The sequence below is a fragment of the Limnoglobus roseus genome (assembly GCF_008254045.1).
GTDB classification, from domain to species: Bacteria; Planctomycetota; Planctomycetia; order Gemmatales; family Gemmataceae; genus Limnoglobus; species Limnoglobus roseus.
The window spans coordinates 4,871,541-4,894,775 of sequence record NZ_CP042425.1; the positions used below are offsets into that span (position 1 = coordinate 4,871,541).

The 23,235-nt window shown below is 64.9% G+C and carries 20 protein-coding genes; 9 read left to right on the plus strand and 11 right to left on the minus strand.

The features are described from left to right. Window positions 1–45: 45 nt before the first annotated feature. Window positions 46–2,019, minus strand: a complete 1,974-nt coding sequence (locus tag PX52LOC_RS20320; RefSeq protein WP_149111809.1) for a phospho-sugar mutase — start codon at window positions 2,017–2,019, stop codon at window positions 46–48. 79 nt (window positions 2,020–2,098) lie between these two features. On the opposite strand from PX52LOC_RS20320, the gene PX52LOC_RS20325 reads away from it, so the two are divergent. Beyond that, a complete protein-coding gene (locus PX52LOC_RS20325) occupies window positions 2,099–2,725 on the plus strand; it encodes an RNA ligase family protein (protein WP_149111810.1) in 627 nt (208 codons plus the stop codon). On the opposite strand, the gene PX52LOC_RS20330 is transcribed toward PX52LOC_RS20325, so the two are convergent. Genes PX52LOC_RS20330 through PX52LOC_RS20340 form a run of 3 tightly spaced genes read right to left on the minus strand, consistent with a single transcriptional unit; the run spans window position 2,726 to window position 5,958 of the window. Next, entirely contained in the window at window positions 2,726–3,634 is a 909-nt protein-coding gene (locus tag PX52LOC_RS20330; protein ID WP_149111811.1) for a glycosyltransferase family 2 protein, read from the minus strand. It lies immediately after the preceding gene. Then, complete coding sequence (locus tag PX52LOC_RS20335) at window positions 3,631–5,010, minus strand: phenylacetate--CoA ligase family protein (protein ID WP_149111812.1); 1,380 nt, start codon at window positions 5,008–5,010, stop codon at window positions 3,631–3,633. The genes PX52LOC_RS20330 and PX52LOC_RS20335 overlap by 4 nt, the downstream gene beginning before the upstream one ends. A gap of 18 nt (window positions 5,011–5,028) precedes the next feature. Next, on the minus strand, window positions 5,029–5,958 hold the full coding sequence (locus tag PX52LOC_RS20340) for an NAD-dependent epimerase/dehydratase family protein (RefSeq protein ID WP_149111813.1): 930 nt from the start codon (window positions 5,956–5,958) through the stop codon (window positions 5,029–5,031). A gap of 205 nt (window positions 5,959–6,163) precedes the next feature. Between PX52LOC_RS20340 and PX52LOC_RS20345 the strand changes: the two genes are divergently transcribed. The 3 genes from PX52LOC_RS20345 to PX52LOC_RS20355 all read left to right on the plus strand — a co-directional run bounded on the left by PX52LOC_RS20345 (window position 6,164) and on the right by PX52LOC_RS20355 (window position 9,058). Further along, window positions 6,164–7,027 carry a TIGR03009 domain-containing protein gene (locus PX52LOC_RS20345; RefSeq protein ID WP_149111814.1) on the plus strand — a complete coding sequence of 288 codons (864 nt, stop codon included), beginning with the start codon at window positions 6,164–6,166 and terminating at the stop codon, window positions 7,025–7,027. A gap of 190 nt (window positions 7,028–7,217) precedes the next feature. Further along, window positions 7,218–8,015, plus strand: coding sequence for a Spy/CpxP family protein refolding chaperone (locus PX52LOC_RS20350; protein ID WP_168219106.1), 798 nt, complete (start codon window positions 7,218–7,220; stop codon window positions 8,013–8,015). Between the two features lie 110 nt (window positions 8,016–8,125). Then, window positions 8,126–9,058: a hypothetical protein gene (locus PX52LOC_RS20355; RefSeq protein ID WP_149111816.1), complete on the plus strand. Its 933-nt coding sequence runs from the start codon at window positions 8,126–8,128 to the stop codon at window positions 9,056–9,058. 2 nt (window positions 9,059–9,060) lie between these two features. Here the strand turns inward: PX52LOC_RS20355 and PX52LOC_RS20360 are convergent, their stop codons facing one another. Both PX52LOC_RS20360 and PX52LOC_RS20365 read right to left on the minus strand, forming a co-directional pair. After that, on the minus strand, window positions 9,061–9,678 hold the full coding sequence (locus PX52LOC_RS20360; protein WP_149111817.1) for a thioredoxin family protein: 618 nt from the start codon (window positions 9,676–9,678) through the stop codon (window positions 9,061–9,063). Window positions 9,679–9,711: 33 nt separating this feature from the next. After that, window positions 9,712–11,595 (minus strand): serine/threonine-protein kinase, encoded by a 1,884-nt coding sequence (locus PX52LOC_RS20365; protein ID WP_168219107.1) that lies wholly within the window; start codon window positions 11,593–11,595, stop codon window positions 9,712–9,714. Between the two features lie 75 nt (window positions 11,596–11,670). Between PX52LOC_RS20365 and PX52LOC_RS20370 the strand changes: the two genes are divergently transcribed. The 5 genes from PX52LOC_RS20370 to PX52LOC_RS20390 all read left to right on the plus strand — a co-directional run bounded on the left by PX52LOC_RS20370 (window position 11,671) and on the right by PX52LOC_RS20390 (window position 17,176). Next, window positions 11,671–13,038, plus strand: coding sequence for an aspartate aminotransferase family protein (locus PX52LOC_RS20370; RefSeq protein WP_149111819.1), 1,368 nt, complete (start codon window positions 11,671–11,673; stop codon window positions 13,036–13,038). 45 nt (window positions 13,039–13,083) lie between these two features. Beyond that, window positions 13,084–14,271 carry an ROK family transcriptional regulator gene (locus tag PX52LOC_RS20375; protein WP_149111820.1) on the plus strand — a complete coding sequence of 396 codons (1,188 nt, stop codon included), beginning with the start codon at window positions 13,084–13,086 and terminating at the stop codon, window positions 14,269–14,271. An 85-nt stretch (window positions 14,272–14,356) separates the two neighbouring features. After that, a complete protein-coding gene (locus tag PX52LOC_RS20380) occupies window positions 14,357–15,193 on the plus strand; it encodes a hypothetical protein (RefSeq protein WP_149111821.1) in 837 nt (278 codons plus the stop codon). A 108-nt stretch (window positions 15,194–15,301) separates the two neighbouring features. Next, a complete protein-coding gene (locus PX52LOC_RS20385) occupies window positions 15,302–16,201 on the plus strand; it encodes a DUF1559 domain-containing protein (RefSeq protein ID WP_149111822.1) in 900 nt (299 codons plus the stop codon). 135 nt (window positions 16,202–16,336) lie between these two features. Then, on the plus strand, window positions 16,337–17,176 hold the full coding sequence (locus PX52LOC_RS20390) for an NIPSNAP family protein (RefSeq protein WP_149111823.1): 840 nt from the start codon (window positions 16,337–16,339) through the stop codon (window positions 17,174–17,176). 63 nt (window positions 17,177–17,239) lie between these two features. Here the strand turns inward: PX52LOC_RS20390 and PX52LOC_RS20395 are convergent, their stop codons facing one another. The 5 genes from PX52LOC_RS20395 to PX52LOC_RS20415 form a co-directional block, all read right to left on the minus strand. Further along, the gene (locus PX52LOC_RS20395; protein WP_149111824.1) at window positions 17,240–18,157 is read right to left on the minus strand and encodes a dihydrodipicolinate synthase family protein; all 918 of its coding nucleotides are present in this window, start codon (window positions 18,155–18,157) and stop codon (window positions 17,240–17,242) included. Window positions 18,158–18,162: 5 nt separating this feature from the next. After that, a complete protein-coding gene (locus PX52LOC_RS20400) occupies window positions 18,163–20,481 on the minus strand; it encodes a WD40 repeat domain-containing serine/threonine protein kinase (protein WP_149111825.1) in 2,319 nt (772 codons plus the stop codon). A gap of 36 nt (window positions 20,482–20,517) precedes the next feature. Continuing rightward, window positions 20,518–21,123 (minus strand): RNA polymerase sigma factor, encoded by a 606-nt coding sequence (locus tag PX52LOC_RS20405; RefSeq protein WP_149111826.1) that lies wholly within the window; start codon window positions 21,121–21,123, stop codon window positions 20,518–20,520. 129 nt (window positions 21,124–21,252) lie between these two features. Further along, window positions 21,253–22,269: a zinc-dependent alcohol dehydrogenase family protein gene (locus PX52LOC_RS20410; RefSeq protein ID WP_149111827.1), complete on the minus strand. Its 1,017-nt coding sequence runs from the start codon at window positions 22,267–22,269 to the stop codon at window positions 21,253–21,255. A gap of 192 nt (window positions 22,270–22,461) precedes the next feature. Beyond that, window positions 22,462–23,109, minus strand: a complete 648-nt coding sequence (locus PX52LOC_RS20415) for an NAD(P)H-dependent oxidoreductase (RefSeq protein ID WP_149111828.1) — start codon at window positions 23,107–23,109, stop codon at window positions 22,462–22,464. Window positions 23,110–23,235: the final 126 nt, after the last annotated feature.

Consider the following 23,235-nt stretch of genomic DNA (forward strand, 5'->3'; position numbering starts at 1 on the left):
GTGAGGACAGTCCGTCGCTTCCGCTCTGGGTTCCAAAAGTCGGAGTCATCGGCTCAACTTGTCCTCACCCGGCTTCGGCGTCTGGCCAACGGTTGCGAGGGCCGTCGTCAGGAAGCTCGTCGCGAGCTTCTGAATCTCCGCGTCGACGTTCTTGCACGTCGCGTCCCACTGGGCTTGCGTTGAGCCGACCTTGAAGGGCTCGCAACTCGTTTCGATGTACGCCTTCGCCTTCGGCTCGGTGCCGCTCGGGCGGAGGCAGACCTTCGCGGAGATGCCGTTCTGTGCCGCGAGGCGGAAGATCAAGAAGTTCCGCGCGGCCTTGTCGGTCTCGCCCTTGAACGGCCCCATGCGGCCGTTCTCGTCGCGCAGGTCTTCGAAGCTCGCGACCGGCACGCCGCCGATCTCTTTCGGCGGGTTCGTGCGGAAGGTGTCGAGCATCTTCGTCATGTTGATCTTGCCTTCAATGCCGGTCATGACGATGTTCACCACCTCGTTGCGGAAGTAGCCGAATTGGCGGTTGATCGCGTCGAGGTAGCTCACGACCGTCTCGCCCTTGCGCTTCTGGGACAGGGCCAACTCCGCGAGCAACAGCACGGCCCCGGCCGAGTCCTTGTCCCGCAACTGTGGCGTCGTGATGATGCCGTGGCTCTCCTCGGTGCCGATGATGAAGTCGGCCGGGGTCGCCTTGATGTCGCCGAACTGCCCGGTGGTGTCGAGTTGGTGCAACACGTCCGCGTGGTATTTGAAGCCGACGAGCAAATCGTTGATGATCTGCGCCCCGAAGTGGCGGGCGATCCGCGTTTGTTGGCCGGTGCTGACTTCCGTGGTGATGACCAACGGCGACGGCGGCAGGTCGCCCGCGGTCGAGAGTTGTGAGAGTTTGAAGTGGGCGAGCAGCGAGCAAATCTCGTTGCCGGTCAGGTAACGGTAGCCGCCCTTGCCGTCGGCCTGCGTGTTGACCTTGCCGCCGATGCGGTCGGCGTCCGGGTCGGTGGCGAGCAAGATGTCGGCTTGTTGCTCCGTCGCGACGCGCTCGGCCCGGTCGAGGCACTCTGGCACTTCCGGGTTCGGCGTCTTCGTCACGTTCGGGAACTGGCCGTTCGGGTCGTTCTGTTCCGGCACCGGGATATACTTGTACCCGGCCGCTTCCAGGGTTTCGCCGGCGCAGAAGCCGCCGACGCCGTGCAGCGGGCTGAACACCACGCGAATTTCACCGGCCCGCGGCGGCGGGATGATCGCCTGCTTGCGCGACAACTCGATGTACGCCCGGTGTGGCGCGTCGTCGAGGAAGTGGACCTTCCCGTTCTTCGCCGCATCGGCGAACGGCACGAACTTGATCGACTCGGCCCGGTCCACGAACTCGCTCATCAGTTGGTCTTCCGGCGGCACCGGCTGCGCGCCGCGCTCGTCGTAGAACTTGCTGCCGTTGTCGTCGGGCGGGTTGTGGCTGGCCGTCATGTTCAGGCCGCCGTGGGCCTTCAAGTACCGGATCGTCCACGACAGTTCCGGCGTGGCGACGTACTTCTTGCTGTCCGGGGCGAGGATGTGCGAGTGAACGCCGTTGGCCGCGTACACCCCGGCTGCGTGCTGGCAGAATTCGCGGCTGGTCAGGTGCAGCACGGGGTTCGGCAAGCTGGAATCGTAGACGCCGCGCTTGTCCTCGAACTGTCGCACGTCGAAGGCGAGGACGACGTGCAGTTCCGACAGGGCGGGGAACTTGGCCTTCAGGTAATCACAGTGCCCCTGCACGCTCGCGCCGAGGGTCCACAGGTTCATGCGATTCGGCCCGATGCCCACCGCCCCGCGCCGCCCGCCGGTGCCGAACGGCATCACCTGATAGAAGGAGTCGAGCAGGACCGACCACTTTTTTTGTTCGATCAACTTCTCCAACTGTGGCCGGTAGGCGGCGAAGTCGGCGTGGGTGAGCCACGTGACGAGGTTCTGGGCGGCCTTCGCTTTGAGGGCCTTGTCGGCGTCTATGGTTTCGAACCCGGCGGTAATGGTGGGAAGCCAATCCATGTCGAGAACCTCGGAGGGGGCGGTGGTGTCAGACCTGGAAGATTGTCTTAGTCAATGGCCTGAAAACCGCGAGGGGGTTATGTTCCGCTATCCAAAGATGCCCGGTCCGGCCGGCGGCAAACTGGAAAAGTGCCTCGCGTTCGAGAAGTACGACGGCACAAACCTGCACTGGGAATGGCACCGGGACCACGGTTGGCACGACTTCGGAACCCGAAGCGCCAGTTACCCGATGACGCCGGCCGGCTTCGCCGATTTTCGGGCGAAGCACACGGCACTCGGCGAGGCCACGGGCATCTTTCAAGAACAGTTTGCGGAACGGCTGACCCCGATTCTCCAGTCACAAGGTGAAGCCTTCGTGGCGTTCACCGAATTTCTCGGTGCGAACTCGTTTGCCGGCCTGCACAAGGCGGATGACCCGAAGCGATTAGTTCTGATCGACGTGTTCGCCGTGGGAACCGGCTTTTACGATCCGTGGGCGTTCCGCGAACTTTTCGGCTCGTTGCCGGTCGCGCGGGTCGTCTACGAGGGGCGGTTCATGGGCAAATTCACCGAAGACGTTCGCGCTGGGAAGTATGCCGTGGCCGAGGGGGTCGTGTGTAAGGGCGGTAAGGGAGCCGACGTCTGGATGGCGAAGATCAAGACGAACGCCTTTATGCAACGGTTGAAAGCCGCGTTCGCCAGCGACTGGGAACAGTACTGGGAATAACTACACGTTTACCGACAGGTTCTCGGCCGCCGTTGCGACCTGCCGGCCGCGGGTCACGTTCAGGATCGACACCAGCATCCCCTTCGCCGACTCCCACCGGCGGGTCGGCCACTGGAACGCCTGCCAGTACCAGCCGAAGGCCGTCCGCGGTTCGGCGGCGCGCAGCACCCAGCCCATCGTGCAGGCCGTCGATCCGTAACCTTCCGCGACCGCTTCACGCGAGACGGCGTGCCGGTGGCGGTGCATGATCGAGAAGGCCGTGGCTACACGGTCGGAGAGCTTTTGCGAGAGGTTGCCGTGGCCGGTGCGGTAGAGCACCAGCGGTTCCGGCACGTAGGCGAACGAGTAGTGCTTCGCCACCCGCAGCCACAGGTCGAAGTCGATGGCCAGGTCCCACTGCGGGTCGAAACTGCCGACGTGATCGAAGACTTGGCGGCGGACCATTGCGGACGAGAAACAGACGAAGTTCTGCACGAACATCTTGTCCATCACGCGGCCGGTCGGCGGGTTCGGGGCCGGTTGTTTCGCCAGTGGCTTCCCCGATTCGTCGATCAATTCGCGGCCGCAGAAGACCACGCCGACATCGTCTCGCAGTAGGGCGAGTTGCTGCTCCAACTTCGTCGGTTGCCACGCATCGTCGGCGTCGAGGAACGCGATCACGTCGCCGCGGCCGAGTTGAATGCCGAGGTTCTTCGCCCGCGGTTGGCCGAGCTTGTCGGAGCGAACGTACCGCACGCGAGCGTCACTCAGGAACGGCTTCACGACCGTCGGCGTTTCGTCCGTCGAGCCGTCGTCGATGATGACGAGTTCCCAATCGGCGACAGTCTGCGCGAACACCGACTCGACCGCCGCCGGCAGGAATCGGGCGTAGTTCTTCGCGGCCATGACCACGGAAACGTGCGGCTTCATGCGACGAGCGCCCGGGCGTGCTGGGGGGCGACCTTCGACACGCAGAAGCGGTACTTACCGCTCGGCTCCTGCGGGATCGCGTCCACGAGTTCGATGTCGTGCCGCATTGTCGGGCCGAACGTGTCGGCGACGAGGTTCGCGATCTGCTGCCGGCTGATCGGGCCGAAGGCTTCGCCGGGGACGATTCGCAGGCGCAGGAGCGTGACTTCTTCCTGAATGATTTGCACCTGGGCGGTGCCGTCGATCAGCAGAGCGAAGTTTTCCGTGAGCGAGATGCCGGAGATGAGCGATCCGGTCGGCGTGACAACGTAGTCGGCGTCACGGCCTTCGACTTTCTCAACGAGCGGCAACCCGCGGCCGCAGGCACAGACGCGATCCGTGAGCGTGACGTGGTCGCCGTTGCGGTAGCGGATGAGGGGCATGGCGAAGTTCGCGAGGTCGGTCACGAGCAGGGGGCCGGTCAAAGCCCACCCGTCGCGATGGGTAGGCTTTTGCGCGCTCTCCACCTCCGCGAAGATCGAATCGGCGTTGAGGTGCAACCCCTGGTGTTTCTCGCACTCGCAGGCGATCAGGCTCGTTTCTTCGCAGCCGTAGCGGTCGGTGGCACTCACGCCAAAGACTTCCTCGATTGTCTTGCGCTGCCAGGCGTGGAGGGGCATGGCCGTCGAGACGATGCCGTGCGGGCGGATGTCGGTGATGCCGTCCTGCTTCAGCTTGTCCGCGAGCAGGAACAGCGAGTGGGCGTGGCCGAAGAGAAGGCCCGGCCGTTGGCGGCGAATCGTGGTCGCGAACTCGCGGATGCGGTCGTCGGTGAGGTGGATCGTGTCGAGGTAAACGGCCCGTTCCAGCAGCCAATTGCGGAGTTGCCCCCGCCAGCCGAAGTGCCGATACTCCGGGTTGCCCCACACCTTCGCGACGCGCTGGCCGAGCCGCCAGCCGGACCACTCGTCGCTGCGGAGCGTGCAGGCGTACTTCCACTGCTTGCCGGGTTCGTCCAGGCGGATCGTCAACGGCACGCCGGTTGAACCCGAGGTGCGCTTCGTCACCAACTTCTGGCCGTGGTACGCGGTCGAGAGGAACTCGCGCTCGTGCTTTCGCAAATCGGTTTTGGTGACGATCGGAAAGGCTTCCAGGTCGGCGAAGTCTCGCACGTCGTTCGGGTGAACGTCGGCTTCGTCCCACGTCCGCTGGTAGAACGGCACCGTCGCGTAGGCGTGGCGGAGCACTGCCTTCAGCATGACCAATTGCCGGGCACGCACCACGTCCGGCGAATCGAACTGCGTCTGCCGCAGGTGGCGGAGGTAGTGCAGGTGCTTGCTACCCGCCCGCGCCGCCGCGAGCGGTTGCAGAACGTGTCGGTTCAGAAAATCGAGCATCCGTGCCCCCGGTGAGAATCAGAGCAGAGTCTTCTGCCATTCGATCTGTTGGGCCAACCCGTCGTCCATGCTCGTCGTCGGCTTCCAGCCGACGTGCTTGAACAACTTGCCCACGTCGGCCCCGGTCGCGAATTGATCGCCCTTCCGCGGCGGGTGGCGTTCGATGGTCGCGGCCCTGCCGCTGAGGCGCTCGATCTTGCGAATCGTGTCCAGCACCGTGACGAGTTCGCCGCCGCCGAGGTTGAAGGTTTCGCCGGTCATCGCGGCCGTCGATTTCACCACGGCGTCCACGCAGTCGTGGACGAACGTGTTGCCGCGGACGTGCAAGCCGTCGCCGGTCAACTTGATCGGCCGGCCGGTCAGCACGGCGTTGATGAACTGGTGAATGCCCATCTCCGGCCGCTGCCGAGGGCCGTAGACGCTGAAGAAACGCAAGACCACCGTGGGCACGCCGAACTCGTCGCCGTAGACGCGGCAGAGTTGTTCGCCAGACAGCTTCGTGATGCCGTAGGGCGAACTCGGCTTCGTCGGCAGCGTCTCGTCGCCGCTCGCGTACTTACCGTAGACGCTGCTCGTGCTCGCGTAGATCAGCTTCTTCAGCGTCTTCGATTCCTTCACGCTCTCCAGGAGTCGGTGCGTGGCGACGAGGTTGCAGCGGTTGTACTCGTCGAAGTGCGTCCAGCTCTTGTTCAGCCCCGGCATCGCGGCAATGTGGAACAGCCACTCGACGCCGTCCACGGCCGCCGTCGGCACACCGTCGGCCAGGTCGAACTCGTGGAGGGTGAACTGCGCGTGGCCGCGCAGGTTCGCCAGATTCCGCTCTTTCACCGGCCGGGGGTAGTAGTCGGTGAAGCAATCGACGCCGCGGACGGTGTGGCCGTCGGCGATCAGCCGTTCGCAGAGGTGGGAGCCGATGAACCCGGCCGCGCCGGTAACGAGACAACGCATGATCGGTGAACTCTCAGAAGTCGTGACGCCGAGGGTACCGCAACCGCGAACCGGCGTGCAACCCCGACCGGCCGCTGCAACCCGCCCAACTTCGCGCGGTTGGCCTTCGCGCGGCGGCGGGGGCGGGGTATAAGGCCGCAATCTTGGGGCGGGCCACGGTTAGGATGGTGTATCGCTCGCCCGGACTGAGTCAGGAGAGTTCGCCATGCGTCGAGCCGGAATTGTTTTCTCCGCCCTCCTCGCGGCAGGCCCGGCCGCCCTCGCACAAACACCCGCCGCACCCGGCCGCGCCACTAGCGCGACCGTTCCCGCCGCAAACGTGGCCCTGCCACCCGCGCTGCAAGCGCACCTCACGGCCTGGGAAAAGAAATCCGCGAGCGTCAACACGTACTACGCCGACTGCGAGTTCGTGCGGAAGGAAACGATCCGCCGCCGCGAGACGACGTACACCGGCACGCTGATGTGCATGAAGCCGAACCTCGCCCGCATGCGGATCGACAACAAGGCCGACAAGACCGACTACAAGGCGTACATCGCCGACGGCAAAGCCGTGTACGAGTACGACGGCCGCGAGAAGATGATCAGTCAGTACGCGATCCCGCCCGGCGGCAAGGGCGGCGTCGGCGATAACTTGTTGATGGAGTTCATGTCCGGGTCGATGACGGCCAACGACGTGCAGCAGCGGTTCGACCTGAAATTGGAGAAGGAAGAAGACCACTACACGCACATCAAGATCACCCCGAAGCTCGACCGCGACAAGCAAGAGTTCGACACGATGCTGCTGGTGCTGTACAGCGGCAAGCTCGCCGACCGAGGGTGGGACTACCTGCCGGCCGTGGTCATGATGAGCAAGAACGGCGGCCAAGAAGTGGAACAGTGGACCTTCAAGGAACCGAAGATCAACCACGCCGGCATCAAGAAGGAGCAGTTCGTCGCGGTGATGCCGGACAAGAAAGACGGCTGGCAGTTCAAGCAAGTGAACGCGGCCGCTCCGAAGGCGGGTCCGGGTGCCCCCGGCGGTCCGGGTGCCCCCGGCGCGGCGGCACAGCCGAAGACCGTTCGCCCGTAAGAGTTCCGATGCCCCGATGATTACCCCGCCGCCGCGGCTGATTCGCCGCGGCGGCGTCATTTCTGGAAGTTTCTCATTCTCTCATTTCCTTTTCACTGCCAAAAGTGCATCATACCCGCAACAATTCAATCACCAGCCGAGACCGGGCGGGTATCCCGAATTCTCGGTTGGTAGCTCTCCGAGGTGCGTCATGAAATTCATTCTTCGTTTAGTGCTGTCCCTCTCGTTCGCGGCTGCGGTTGCCGGTTCGGCCCTGGCCCAGCGTCCGGGCGGCGGTGGCGCTGGTGGCGGCTTCGGCATGGGCGGCGGCTTCGGCGGCGGTTCTGCTTATCGCCTCGTGGCCACCAACAAGGTTCTGCAAGACGAACTCAAGGTGACCGACGAGCAAAAGAAGAAGGTCGAAGAGGCGATGAAGCCGATCACCGAAAAGCAACGCGAACTGTTCAGCGGCGGCGGCTTCGGCCAAAACGCCACCGACGAGCAGCGCAAGGAAATGCGTGAGAAGATGGAAAAGATCTCGGAAGAAACCAAGAAGGCCGTCGAAGGCGTCCTCGACGACAAGCAAAAGACCCGCCTGAGCGAAATCAACGTCCAGGTCCTGGGCTTCGGTGCGTTCTCGAACAAAGACGTCCAAGAGAAGCTCAAGCTGACCGACGCCCAAAAGGAAAAGGTCAAGACGGTCGCCGAGACCTACCAGAAGGACTCCGCGGAACTCCGCAAGGACATGCCCCGCGTCGGCGGCCGTGGCCAAGGCGGCAACAATCAGCCTTCGGAAGAAGACGCGAAGAAGCTGGCCGACTACCGCAAGAAGGCCGACGCGCTCAAGTCGGAAGCCGAAGACAAGGTCAAGGCGGAACTGACCGCCGATCAGAAGACCACCTGGAAGACGCTGGTCGGCGAAAAGTTCGACACGACCAAGTTGACGCAATTCGGCGGCGGCCAAGGCGGCCAACGTCCGGGCGGCAACCGTCAGCGGCCGAACAACTAAGTATTGATCGATGACAACCATCGAACCGGAGGGCCAACGCCCTCCGGTTTTCGTTGTACCCACTTCGCCCGGCCGGATACCGTAACCTCATCAACTCAAGAGGCTCTCCCATGTTCACCGCCGTGTTCCTGTCGGCCGTTGTTCTCGCGGCCCCCGTCCCAAAGGCTACGACGCCGGTCGGTCCGCCGCCGAAGCTGATTTACATCCTGCCGGCCGGACGGACGGGCCAAGTGTTGTTAACGATTCAAACCCTGAAGAGGCACACGGAAAAATTCACCACCCAAAGAACCGAGAACGGTGTGCAGATCAAGGAGACGGCCACGCACGAGGTCGACGGTCCGGTGCTGTCCGGGGCGACGCTGGAGAAAAGCGGAATGACCTTCAAGACGCCCGACGACAAGCCGTTGACGCCCGCCGTAGTGAATGACCGGCTCAAGGCTGCTGGCGGTGTCTTGATCGCCCCCGCCGAGGGTGACGAAGTGGACCCGGTGTATTTGAAACTACTCTCCGCTGACGCGATCGTGGTGGGTTACAAGAACGAAGGCGTCGCGGAAAAGAAGACGATTTACGTTAACCCCATCATCCGGTTCGAGAAAAGCGTCATCGTCATGCCCACCCTCGTCTCCCTGAAGGCTGACGACAAGGGCGTCGTCCACGTGCCCGCCATGGGGAAGCGGGTGGAAACGGTGAAGTTCCCCGTCACCAAGAAGGCTGAGAACGGGGACATCGTTGCCGATTATCAGGAGAGGAAGCGGACGGTGATGGCCTTCGTTCCTACACCCTTCGACGATGTGAAGCCCGAGGTGATGACGGCCGACGGCAAGCCCGTGACGGCGGATGTGGCGAAAAAGCAACTCGCCGCCGGCACCACCGTAGTGGTGTCGGGCGACGGCAAGCCGCTGGACGAGAAGTTCCACAAGCTGTTCAAACCCGACACGATCGTGCTGGTGTCCGAGAAGATGGCGACGCCGACGCAACAAGGCCTGATCGGCGGCATCCCATACTACCCCCCTGGCACACTACCGGCCGTGCCTGCGAAGTAACGTCAGTCCTCTTTCGCCTTGCGGGTGTACCGGATCATGCACCCGCGGGCGAGGGTTTCGCCCTTCTCGACGCTCTTGCCTTCCAACGCTGCCTTCACCGCCGGTTCGAGGTAGTTCACCTTCGCCTCGGCGGCCTTGCTCTTGTCGTCCAGCGACCCCATGTAGACCACCTTGCGGTCCTTGTTCAGCACGAAGAACTCCGGCGTGTAGGCCGCGCCGTACTTCTTGCCGATCTCCTGCGTCGGGTCGAGCAGGTAGGCGTAAGGCAGCTTCTTCTTCTCGGCCCGCTTCTTCATTTCGGGCAGGGAGTCTTCCTTGATCGTGTTCACGTTGATCGCCACCACCGCGACCTTCGAGGTGTCGGCGGCGTGGGCCTTCGTGAAGCCGATGATGCGGTCCTCGTAATCGACGGCCACCGGGCAGCTGTTGCAGGTGAAGACCACGACGACCACGTCCTTGTCCTTCAGGTCGGCCAGGGCGTGCTTCTTGCCGTCGGTGCCTTCGAGGTCGCTCCACGCCGGGGCCGCGTCGCCGAGGCTGAGTGTCTTGTTGAACTCGCCGGCCGTCGCGAAACCGGCGACGGCGAGCGTCAGGGTGAGGCCAAGTGCCGTTCGGAACATGAGCATTCCTTTCGGAAGGGTAGGGCGGTGTTATTATCGGCTGCGCCACACGGCCGACCAGTTCGCGCTGCCGTGGCGTTTCGCTCCGCCGGTTGTCCACGGGGCCACCAGGGCGGCCATGCGGTCCATGACGCGGACCAACACCGTGACCCCGGCCATGCCGAGGACGATTAGCCCGGTGACGAGGATGCGGAAGCCGAGGGTCATCGTGGCGTCGTTCAGTACGATCAAGAAGATCGCCCCGGCCAGTGGGATGAGCGTGGCCAGCACCAAGAACGCCCCGAGCCACCGCGTGCCGGTGCGGAGTTCGTCGCGCGTCGTCTGTGGGTCGAAAGTGTCGGGGTTGCCCAGCTGCGGGTAGAGGACGCGCAGCACCACGTACTGGATGCCGAAGTAGCTGTAGACCATGCCGACCAGCCCGGAGAGCGTGAACGAGATTGCGAAGTGGGCGTAGTCGTGCCAGTCGAGCGGTCCCGCCTGCCAGTCGAGCAAGAGGGGGAATAGGACGCCGCCCGGCAGCCACCCGACGAGCGCGAAGGCGATGCCGAAGTGCCCGAGCAGGACGGCATCGTACCGGACTTGGTCGATGGTTCGGGCACACGGATCGCCGTTCAGAACGGCCCGGCGGTCGCGGGCAAATCGGCGCAACAGCACCACCCCCGCCGCCACGCAGATCGGGTACATAATGCCGTTGTAGATCAGAGCAATCCGCGTGAAGACCTCGTGCTGGTAGTCGGTCAGTTGAATCTTCACGTCGTTGTAGGTGATGTTCAGTACCGAGCCGAACAGGTGCGGAATCATCGCCAGTGTCAGCAGCACCACAAGTGGGTAGCGGATGGCGGCCCGGCCGAGTGCCCCCGGCCGCGGGAGGTCGTGCCGCACGCGAATGAGCGACCGCGCGCCGGCGAGGGCGGCCGCGAGTTCGCTGCCGGACTCGTAGCGATCCTGCGGGCGGTGTTGCAGGCAACGACTCAGCACCCACGCCAACTCCCGCGGCAGTTCCCCGAACAGGTGCAGGTTGTTGTTGGCCGGCCGCTCGCCGGTCGCGAGTTCGAAGAGGACGACGCCAAGTGAAAAGATGTCGGTACGGTGGTCCACCGGGTCGTGCGGGTCGCCCCGGAATGCGGCGACGTGTTCCGGGGACATGTACCGCGGCGTCCCGCCGAGGGTCGCGCCGCCGTCGGCCGACTTCACCGAGATGTTGAAGTCCACCAGCATCGGCCGACCGTAGTGCGTGACCAGGATGTTCCCCGGCTTCACGTCGCAGTGCAGGATGTCCCGGCTGTGGGCGAACGCGAGCGCCGCCGCCATTTGCTCGCCGAGCCGACAGACGGCGGAGTAGAAGTCGTCGTCCGCCAGCGCCCCGCGGTCGGCCAGCGCCGTCGGGTCGAAGTGGATCTCGGAACTCGCGAGTATGTCGATGGCGTCGAGGATTTCCTGCCCCGACTTCGGCCGACGTCCGCCGGCGTGCAGTTTCCGAATGACGGCCACCAGCGTCGTGCCCGGAACGTACTGCAAGCAGAGGCAGTGCTTCTTCGTCGTCGGCTCCACGAAGCCGGCGAACACTTTGACGATGTGCTCGTGTTCCAACCCGGCGAGGGCTAACCCTTCGCCGGTGCCGGACACCGTGGCGTCGGTGACTTTCAATGCGACCAACCGGGCGAGCGAAACCTGGCGGGCGAGGTAGACCGTACCGAGTCCGCCCTCACCGAGTTTCGCGAGGAGGTTGAAGTCGCCGACCTGCCGCCCAACTTGCCAGAACTGGATGCTCGATAGGTGCTGCGGGAGTTGTTCTGGGCCGGCCTTCGTGACCTCGGTGGACGAGCCGCCGACGTCCTGCTTGAGCGTGTGCGTGGGGGCGTCGGCCGGGTTGACGGGTCGCGTCGCGTGCGGATCGGGAGGAGGTGACGACGACATTGGAGGAACTCGGTCCATTCACCCGCGTTGCCGGTAAGATATGACCAAACTCTCCCCCCACCGAGGAGTTTTCGAATGTCGTCGCCGCCGGTTTCCCTGGTTCAGCAGTACAAGCAAGCCTTCGCGAAGTCGCAGGAGCGGTTCGAGGTCGCCAAGACTTTGTTCCCCACCGGCGTCACGCACGACACGCGGATGATGGAGCCGTTCCCGCCCTACGTTTCGCACGCGAAGGGGGCGAAGAAGTGGTCGGTCGAGGGCCACGAACTGATCGACTACTTTGTCGGCCACGGTTCGCACATTCTGGGGCACTCGGCACCTGATGTGGTCGCGGCGGTGCAAGAGCAGATGACGAAGGGCACCCACCCCGGCGCGTGCCACGACCTGGAAATCGAGTGGGCAACGCTGGTCAAGAAACTCATCCCGTCGGCCGAGCGGGTCCGCTTCACCGGCAGCGGCACGGAAGCGACGATGATGGCCCTGCGGTTGTCACGGCTGTTCACCGGCCGGTCGAAGTTCCTCAAGTTCCAGGGCCACTTCCACGGCTGGCACGACTACGTCACCGTTGCCGCTGACCCGCCGTATGACTCCCCGGCCGTGCCCGGCGTGCCGGACGGCGTGGCCGCGTACTGCGTCTCGATTCCGCCGAACGAACTGAACCGCGTGGAGGAGACACTGAAGGCCGACGACGGCATCGGGGCGGTTATTCTCGAACCGACCGGCGGCCACTGGGGGGCGGTGCCGATTCGCGGCGAGTTCCTCGCGGGGCTTCGCGAGATTTGCACCCGTCTCGGCCGCGTGCTGATCTTCGACGAAGTTATCACCGGGTTCCGCGTCTCGCCCGGCGGGGCACAAGCCTTCTACGGCGTCACGCCCGACCTGACGCCGATGGCGAAGATTCTCGCCGGCGGCCTGCCCGGTGGCTGTCTCGCCGGCCGGGCGGATATCCTCGCGTTCATCGAGCCGCGGCCCGGCAAGCCGAAGATGAAACACCCCGGGACGTACAACGCCAACCCGCTCTCGGCGTCGGCCGGCGTCGCCACCCTGAAACGTGTCGCGACGGGCGAGCCGAGCCGCGTGGCGAACGAGATGGCGACGAAGCTCCGCAACGACCTGAACGTGATGTTCGCCGCGAACGCCTGGCCGTGGCTGGCCTACGGCGAGTTCAGCATGGTCCGCGTCGTGCCGAACTTCACTGGCCCTCGCCCCGCCGTAGCCGGCGTCAACAACGGGTTCATCCCCTTCGACAACGACGTGAACGCGCTCGACGGCCCGAAGAACATGAAGCAGGTCTACGCCCTCCGCCAAGGGATGCTGCTCAACGGCATCGACTGGTGGGGCACGGCTGGCATGACGAGCTGCGAACACACCGCCGCCGACATCGCGAAGACCGTCAAGGCGATGGAGACGACGATCGGGATGCTCTTGGCCGAGGGTTTGGCGTAGAATCATCCCCGGTGGTGTTCTCTGTTATCGCCTGCGAGAGTGCCCATGTCCGACGAGGTCACGTCGAACCTTCGCCCGCAACTGCTCGGCCGGATGACGCAGCGCGCGGTCGTCGAGGCGCTGAAGTCGAAAGGTCCGATGTCGCGGGCCGACATCGCCCGCCTCACGGGCATTAGCCCCACCACGGTTTCGTCGGCCGTTACGCAGGTCGTGCGGACCGGGCTGATCGAAGAGACGGATGCGGAAATCTCCGGCCCCGGCCGGCCGGGGAAGATTCTGCGGCTCGCCTCTGACGCGGTGCAGGTACTCGGCGTCTCGATCGAGCCGGAATTCTGCAAGATGATGCTCGGCGGCATTGACGGCCACCCCAACTTCGACAGCCTCGTCCAGTTCCCGACGCCGCACACCTACGGCCGCCTCCTCGCCGAAATCGAGCGGCACGCCCGCGCGTGGATGCAGCGGCCGAACACCCGCATCCTCGGCATCGGGCTGAGTCTGCCGGGCGTGATTGACTCCACCGGTGACCTGTCAGTGTTCTCGCCGAACCTTCACCAGATCGACGACCAGCAGCCGAGCCGCGACCTGCGGAACCGCCTCGGCCTGACGACGGTTCTCATTCAGGAGAACGACGCCCTCTGCCTCGGCGAGCGGCGGGTTCACCAGATCGACGACCTGTGCGTGGTCGACTACACCGGCGGCCTCGGCGTCGGCTGCCTCGTCGGCGGACGGTTGATCGGCCAGCACATCGGCCTGCCGCGGGAACTCGGGCACATCACGGTTGTGCTGAACGGCGAGAAGTGCGGGTGCGGCAACATCGGCTGCCTGGAAACGGTCGCCACCGATACCACGTTCGCCCGCCTCGTGTCCGCGAAGGTCCACAAATCGCTGACCGTGGACGAGGCGCTCGCCTACGCCGCGGAAGACCCCAGCCGCGTGCGGGCGGAACTCGACTTCGTGCTGGACTACCTCGCCGTGGCGGTGGCGGCGGTGACGAACCTCTTCGCCCCGCCGCTGATTGCGATGCACGGCAAACTGCTCGGCCTGCAACCGACCCTACTGGCGCAACTCTCGGAGCGGTCCGGGAAGCGGAAGCTCGCCCCATACCGCGACCGCTGCCGCCTTGTGTCGGCGGCGACTACGAAGGCCGAGGGGGCCATCGCCGGTATCCTCGACCACCTTTTCGAAGAGCTCGGCCCGATCCTGCAACCGTCCGTCATCGCCGGCCACGCCTAGCGTTTCGCCCCGGCTTGACGCCCCTCGGACCCCGCGGTATCACTCGCCCTCTGCAACATCGTCTTCCACGGAAGGTCAGACGATCATGGCTGTGTGCCGGTCGGCGTTGGCCGCTGTCTTGCTGACGGCGGTCGTCGGGTGTTTGCCGTTCCGCGGCGAGCGCTCGGCCCAGGACATCGTCAAGAACTACAACCCCTTCGGCCTGGTCACGGCGGTGACGAAGGACAAACTCGTCCTGCGGACGGTCCTGCTCGAACAGCCGACCGGCGACCCCTATCTGACCACCGGCCTGTGGACGAGCACGCTGAAGCCCCTACCGCCCGAGACGGCCGCGCTGCTCGCTGAGAACGGCCTGCGCGTCGGCGTCTTCCCGAGCAACCCCCCGGCCGAACTGCTGGAGCGGATCAACACCGGCACCACGGTGCGGCCGAACGAGACGACGGTCGGCATCGCCGAGGCGAAGATTCTGCCGATTAACGGCCCGGTAACGCAGGCCGCGTTCCAGGCGGTTGCCGACATCGGGGCGGAGCCGAACAAGCTCGACCTGACGAACGCCCAGTTCGCCTTCAACGTCACCGCGAACACGGCCGACAACGGCAAGGTGAGGCTCACGTTCGAGCCTCGCGCCCAGCACGGCCAACGACAAGGGTGGCTGCGGCCGACGCTCGACGGGGCCGGCTTCTCCTGGCTCGACCAGAAGGAAGCGGAGCGGTTCCCGAAGCTGACCTTCGACGTCATGCTCTCGCCCGGCGAGTTCCTGGTCGTCGGCCCGACCGAACGGCCGGCGAACAAGGTCGGCGGCGCGTGGTTCGTCGGCGGGGACACTGACCTGAGCCGGATGCGGGTCTTGGTGGTCCGGGCGTGGCGCGGCCAGAACGCCCCGGAATCGACCGTGCCGGGGCAGAAGCTCGCGAAAAAATAAGGGCGAGGGGCGAATTTCGCTTGGTCACTTCGGGGGATGATGGTACGATCCCCATGAGAAACCTCTCACATCTTCGTCCGACGCGCTCTCATCTCAGAAGGTTTGTTCATGTTTCGCCATCCGTACCGACTTGCTCGGGGCTTCACGCTCATCGAGTTGCTCGTCGTCATCGCGATCATCGCCGTCCTCATTGGCCTCCTGTTGCCGGCCGTCCAGAAAGTTCGCGAGGCCGCCGCCCGCACGAAGTGCATCAACAACCTGAAGCAGATCGGCCTCGCGTTCCACAGTTACCACGACACGCTTGCCACCCTGCCGACGGCCGGGAACTACGACAGCGGTAACGGCCCGACCGACCGCCGCGATTGGGGCTGGGCTTACGAAATCCTTCCGTTCCTGGAACAAGAGAACCTGCACCGCGTCACGAGCAACGCCACGATCCGCGCAACCCCGGTGCCCGCGTACTACTGCCCCAGCCGTCGCTCGCCGGGCCTCTACCGCGGCAACTATGCCAAGAGCGACTACGCCGGCAACGGTGGAACGCGCGTGACGAGCGACGCCTTAGACGGCCCGGTGGTGAAGGCGAAGGGGTCCGCGAACTCGTTCCCGTCGGGCGGGCAACTTCGGTGGGCCGGCGTGACCGACGGACTGGCAAACACGCTCCTCGTTGCCGAGAAACTGGTGAACGGCCATCCGGGCACTGACGACTTCGTGGATAACGAATCGTGGGCCGGTCCCGGCTTCGCCGACGGCGACATCATGCGGGGCAGCCTGAAGAACGGCACGACGTGGCGGACGCCCGTCCGGGACATCAACGTCGCCCCGCCGCTGAGCGCGACGCCGTGGACCGACTCGCTCCAGTATCTGTTCGGCTCGGCCCACCCCGCCGGGATCAACGGCGTGCTCGCCGACGGCTCGGTCCGCACGATCCGCTACGAGGTGGACGGCACGACCTTCATGCGGCTCTGCGTCCGCAACGACGGCCAACCCGTTGCGGCGAACGATTATTGATTGAGTCGAAGGACGCAACTCACGACGGCGGGGCAATCATTCTCGATCTTCGGCACTCCACATAGAACAGTTGGGCCTACCTCCCGCCCGATCTCGGCGGGGCAAAACTGTCTCTCCCTCGAAGGAGTCTGCACGATGAAGCGATTGCTGTTGGCCCTCGTCCTCGGTCTGGCCGCCGTCGGGCCGCTGTCCGCCGCCGAAAAGGAGAACCGCTTGTTCGAACTGCGCGTCTACTACGCCGTGAAGGGGAAACTGGACAACGTCAACGCCCGGTTCCGCGACCACACCGTGAAACTCTTCGAGAAGCACGGCATGACCAACATCGGGTACTGGGTTCCGGTCGATAGCTCCGACGAGCGGTTGATCTACGTCATCGCCCACAAGGACATGGACGCCCGCAACAAGTCGTTCAAGGACTTCGGGGCCGACCCCGATTGGCAGGCGGCCCAGAAGGCGTCCGAGAAGGACGGGAAGATCGTCGCGAAGGCCGACTTCTTCTTCCTGAACGCGACGGACTACAGCCCGGCGATCCACGCCGAGAAGAAGGCCGGCGACCGCGTGTTCGAACTGCGGACGTACATCACGCCGGCGAACGGGGTGGCCGCGATCAACGCCCGGTTCCGCGACCACACGATGAAGCTGTTCGAGAAGCACGGCATGACGAACGTCGCCTATTGGAACTTGGCCGACGCTGAGAAGTCGCCCTGCGACAAGTTGCTGCACGCGGTCTGCCCGGTCGACGGCGACAAGTGCGAAGTGGAACCGAAGACCGTGGCGAAGGGCGTGTCGCTCGTGTACCTGCTCTCGCACGCCTCGCAGGACGCGGCGAAGAAGTCGTTCGACACCTTCCGCACGGACCCCGACTGGGTCAAGGCGAGGGACGCCTCCGAGAAGGCGGCCGGCGGATCGCTCACAGTGAAAGACGGCGTGAAGTCGCTGTTCATGAAGGCGACCGACTACTCGCCGACCAAGTGAGATGGGGTATTTCCGCGTAGCGGGTCGGCCGTTGGCCGACCCGCTACGCGGGAAAAAATGGTGTTAGGGCCGTCGCAACGGCCGCGCGAAGATGTCTAGCGGTCGCAGCCGTTCGTAAAGGGCCACTTCTTCGTCATCCGTCATCGGCCGCAGCGGTGAGCGCACCGGGCCACAATCGACGCCGAGCATCTTCATGATCGCCTTGCCGGCCCGGAGGCCGCCGAAGTCGATGAGCGCCCGCACCAGTTGGGCGCTGCCGTACTGGTGGCGGCATGCCGCTTCCAGGTCGCCTTCCCGCAGGGCGGCGAGCATCCGGTGGTAGACCGGGGCGGCGTAGTTGTAGGTGCTGCCGACGGCCCCAGTTGCCCCGAGCGACACGGCCGCGAGCAGATACTCGTCCACGCCGAACAGCACGTCGAAGCGGCCGCCGTCGAGTTGCACGCACTCTTGCAGCGTCAGCAGATCGGGGTTCGAGAACTTTACCCCGGCCAGGTTCGGGATCACCTTCGCGGCCCGGCGGAGCACGTCCGCGGCCGGGAGGTTCACGCCAGTCGTGGAGGGGATGTCGTAATAGTAGAACGGTAGTTTCGGGGCGGCGGCGGCCACTTCCGCGAGGAACGTGGCGAGTTCGGTGACGCTGCCGGGGCGGAAGTAGAACGGGGCGGTGACGGCGACCGCGGCCGCACCGATGGCCGCCGCGTGGGCGGTGAGGTTGGCCGCTTCCGCCACGCTCGCGTGACCGGCGTGGACGATCACCTTGAGCTTATCGCCGGCGACACGCACCCACTCCTCGGCGACCGTTTGCCGTTCGGCGGTGGTGAGCGACAGCCCTTCGCCGGTCGTGCCGCAGACGAACGCACCCCGGACGTTGGATTCCCGCAAGACGGCGGCCTGCTCGACGATGGCCGCGCGGTTAACTGCCCCGCGGGCGTCGAAGGCCGTGAACGGGGCGGCAATCAGGCCGGTGAAGGGCGAACTCATGGGGGTTAGTCCCGGACTTTCCAGAGGCGGATCGTGCCGTCGCGGCCGCCGGTGATGAGTTGCGTCCCCTTCGCCGTGAAGTGGACCGCGTGAACGGTTCCCTTGTGGCGAGAGTACACCCGAATCGGCTTCTCAGTGTTGTCGATGTCCCACACCTTGACCAACCCTTCTTGGCCGGCGCTGGCGAGGATTTTGCCGCAACAACTGTACGAAACCGACCAGACGCCCTCCTCGTGGGCGTTCTCGATCTTCTTGACGAGGTCCCCGTTTTTGGTGTCCCAAATGCGAATGCTGTGGTCCCAACTGACAGTCGCCAAGCGGTCGCCTTCAGGGGAAAACGCGAGGCTGTAAATTGGCCCCTCGTGCCCGATCAAACGTTGAACCGCCTTCCCCGTCTTCACGTCCCAGAGGATCGCCGTCTTGTTGGCACTGCCGGAGGCGACCATGGTGCCGTCCGGACTGAAGGCGACGGCGCTAATCGTGCCACGGTGAACGAACTCTTGCCGCGGTTTGTCTGGAACGCCGCCCGGGAGCAGCGGCCCCATCGACTCAATGTCCCAGATCTTTACCATGCCGGTTGCGTCGCCGGTGACGATGGACGTCTGGTCGGCGTTCATCGCCGCGGACCGGACCGGGATGCGGTTGTTGATCCCCTTTTCCATCATCATGCTGGTGACGTTCCACACCTGAACGGTGCCGTCGCCGCTGGCCGAGACGACCCGGTTGCCGTCCGGGGTGAAGTTCACCGACCAGACCGACCCGTCGTGCTTGCCGAGGTCACTGACCCCGCCGCCGTTAAGGTTCCAGAGCTTGATCGTGCCGTCTTCCATCCCGGCGGCGACGAACTTGCCGTCCGGGGATGGGGAGAGGGACCACACGGCCCCGGCCTTCAGATTGTCGGTCTGATTCAATTCCGCCGGCCCCAGATCGGGCACGGCCAAAGCGACTTCTGATGATGCCCCCCCACGAGGGCGTAGGAAGTACATGCCAGTCGCCCCGGCGACCGACCCGAGTAGGAAGGTTCCGGCCAAGAGCGATACGAACTTCCGCTGGGACCGCGAGCGGACCAGGCTCCGCCAACTGCGGACCTGCGTCATCGGGCAGGCTTCGACCTTGTCCATCGTCGCCGGCTTGAGGCAGGCGTAATGGACCGTCAGCTCGTTCGCCAGTTCCGTTGCGGTCTGGTAGCGATGGTCCGGGTTCTTTTCCAGCAGCTTGTCGATGACGTCTTCGAGCCAGTCCGGAACCTCCGGGTTCAGTTTGTGCAGCGGCTCGTGCGTCTCGTCGGTCAGTCGTCGCAACACCACCAGTGGCGTCTTCCCTTCGAACGGCGGTTTGCCGGCGAGGGACTCGTACATCACCGAGCCGAGGCTGAACAGGTCGGACCGCGGATCGACGCCGTCGCCGCGGGCTTGTTCCGGGGCCATGTACAGCGGCGTGCCGGCGACGAAGCCGGTCCGCGTCAGCTTCAGATCCTCGGCCGCACGGGCGAGGCCGAAGTCGGTGAGCTTTACCTTGTTCGTGGCCGCGTCGATGAGGATGTTCGCCGGCTTGATGTCGCGGTGAATCAACAGGTGCTCGTGGGCCGCCGCCAAACCGAGAGCGGCCTGCATCGCGACGCGGACGGCTTCCTCGATCGACAGTTTGCCGATCCGCCGGAGGCGGTCTTCGAGCGTCTCGCCGTTGACGAGTTGCATCACGAGGTACGGCAGGCCGGCGGCCTCCTCCTCGCTGACTTGGTACACGGTCACGATGTTATCGTGCGACACCTTCGCCGCGGCGCGGGCCTCGCGGCAGAAGCGGTGCTGGGCCGTGTCGTTCGACTTCAACTGCGGGTCGAGAACCTTGATCGCGACTTCGCGTTGCAACGACTCGTCGAAGGCGGCCAGAACCACGCCCATGCCGCCGCGGCCGACGACCCGGATCACGTCGAACGCGCCGAGCCGCCCGATGCGACCGGGCGTGTCAGTGGGTTGGAGGAAGTCGAGTTTCAGGTCGCTGAGGTTCGCGGACGTGTTGCCGGCCATGTCGCTGGGCGTCGTGCCCGTGACCTCGGCTTCCACCTCGCTCATCGCGTCCCAAAAGGCAGAGTCTTTCGGGGCGGGCGGCTCGCAAAGTTTCTTCATGCAGCCGGTGAAGAGCTTGTCGCCGTCGGCGGCGATCTCGTCGAGACGGCCCTGGCAGCCGGGGCAACGGTCGAGGTGGGCGGTCAGTACGGCCTGCCGGGCGTCGGTCAGGTGGCCCCGCGCGAGGCGGCGGAGTTCTTCGGCGCTCGGGCAGTCCACTTGGGGGGTGGCGTCGGTGGTCATGTCGGCGGTGGCCATAGTGTCAATCTCGCTTGCGGCGGGCGTGGAGATTGCTCACCACGCCTCGGCCTCGGCTTCCAGTTTTTTCACTTCGTCTCTTAAACGGGCGATCACGCGGCTCTTCGCCACGTAAACCGCCCCGGTGGACATTTTCAGTTCGGCCCCCACCGCGTTCGGGGTCCGCCCTTCCACCGCCGTGCCCCAGAAGGCCGACCACGTCGACTTCTGGAATTCACCCTTCACCCGGTCCATGGCCTTGGCCGACAGTTGCCGTTGGTACTCGAGTTCCCAGTCGTTGCCCGGCTCATCGCGGTCCGGGATCGCATCAAGTCGTTCCTGGGCGGCCGAGTCGCCGGACGCCCGCGGCCGGTTGCGCTGGCCGTTCAGAAAATTATAAACCTTGTTCCGGGTTACGGTGTAGAGCCAACCGCGGAACGTCCCCCGTTTCGGGTCGTACTCCATCTTGTTGGCGTTCCGGGCCACGCTGCGGAGGACTTCCTGCATCAGGTCGGCAGCGTCTGCATCTTGCAGGCCACGGTTGCGAGCGAAGCCGTAAACGACCGGCCCGTAGAGGTGTAGAAACTCTCGCCAGGCGTCGGTATCGTGCCCGTCGCGGATGCGGGCCAGGAGCGTCGCCCGCGTTAACGGCGCGTCGGCCATGCGGCTCCTCTGATGAATACCCCGCGGGCAAATGCTCCTAACACGATAGCCTCGCCGTGCGTGATGGGTCCAGAGGCATTCTAGGTAGAAACCGCCCCGAAAGTACGGCCGAAGGGTCAACCGGAGGGGTCACGGCAGGCGGACGACGATTTTCCCGAAGTGCGAGCCGCTTTCCAGGTGCGCGAACGCCGCGGTGGCCTCGGCAAACGCGAAGGCCCGATCGATAACGGGCCGGATTTGATGGGCTGTCAGAAATTCGTTCATCGCAACGAAATTCTCTCGCGATCCGACGTAGATTCCGGAGAGGGTCGCGTTCTTGCTCACGAGTGGGAAGAGGCTGTCCTGCGGCGGGCCGAAGCCGGTGAGGACGCCGATAAGGGCCACGTGGCCGCCGGCCGCCACGGACGCAAGCGACTTCGTCAACGTGCCGCCGCCACCGACTTCGACGACGTGATCGACGCCGTGCTTGCCCGTGAGGCGGTGGACTTCCTTCTCCCAATCGGGGTGGGTGCGGTAGTTGATGCCGTTGGCGGCACCGAGTTTCGCCGCCCGCTCGAGTTTCTCATCGCTACTCGAAGTCACGACGACGGGGCAATCCGCCGCCACGCCGAGTTGCAGCGCAAAGATCGAAACGCCGCCGGTGCCGAGGGCGAGGACCGTGTCACCTTTTTGCAGTCGGCCACGATCCATCAAGGCCGACCACGCCGTCACGGCCGCACACGGCAGACAGGCGGCTTCCTCGAAAGACAGGTATTCGGGAATCGGAACGAGGGCCGACGCTGGCAGGTCCACCAGTTCGGCCAACATGCCGTCCGCGCCGGGGCCGCCGAGGGCCGAGGCGTGGTACTTCATGTCGAACCGGCCGCGTTCCCACGCGGTGAAGAAGTTCGCCGTCACCCGGTCGCCGACCCGGACCACGGTGACATCCGAACCGACGGCCACGACTTCGCCGGCCCCGTCGGAGAGCGGGATGCGGCCCGAAACGTCGCGGCCGGCCTTGTTTTGAAGGTGAATCAGATCGCGGTAGTTCAGCGACGTGGCCCGCACCCGGACGACCACGCGGTCCGCCGCCGGAACCGGGTCCGGCCGCGTCCGCAGTTCGAGCCGATACCCGTCGCCAACCTTCGCGAATTCGTAGCAGCGCATCAAAGAGGTCCTGGCGTGGGTATGGTGAGCGGTTTTGTCCCCTCTCCCCCGGCTTTGAGGGGGAGAGGGTGAGGGTGAGGGGTCTTCGAGATCGCAGACGCCTTCATCGGATGCAGGGAGCCTTTCCCCTCACCCCGGCCCTCTCCCCCTCAAAGCCGGGGGAGAGGGAGAAAGAGCGCCGGCCTCCCCGGATCAGATCGTCTCGACGAGTTCGGACTTCTCGTACCGCACCTTCGGCAACTTCGCGTAGGCGTCGGTCTCGGCCCGGTAGCCGGCCGTGGCGACGACGACGCTGTGATAGCCCTTCGCCGAGAGACCTAAAATGTGGTCGTACTTTTCGTGCTCGAACCCTTCCATCGGGCAAGTGTCCACGCCGATCATGGCGGCCGCGGTCAGGAAGAAACCGAGCGCGATGAAGACTTGCCGGGTCATCCACTCCCGGACGTGTTCCGGCGTGGCCCGCGTCAGCGACCCGGTCATCATCTTCTTGTACCCGTCCAGGGCCGTCAGCGGGATGCCCCGGACGGCCGACGATCGCTGAATTAATCGTTCGGCTTCGGCCGCCCCGACGTGCGCTTTCACGCAGAAGACCACGAGGTGCGAGGCGTCCACGATCTGCTTTTGATTCCACGATGCCGACAGAAGTTTCTCGCGGATCGCCGGGTCGTTCACGACAAAGAACTTCCACGGCTGCAACCCGTAGGACGACGGCGACAGCACGAGCGATTCTTCGAGGTTGGCCCATACGTCCGGGGCGATCTTGCGGGCGGGGTCGAATTGCTTGACGGCGTACCGCCAGTGCAGGCGTTCGAGGGCGTGGTCGGGCGTCACGGCGGGCATGGGAACTCCGGATCGGTGATCCTTCGATGATAGTTAAACCTACCCGCCGAAGCCCAGGGGCTTTCCCGGAAGCTTGTGAGTCGCCGGTCGCGTTGATAAGGTAAATGTACCCCCCTGCCGGAACCC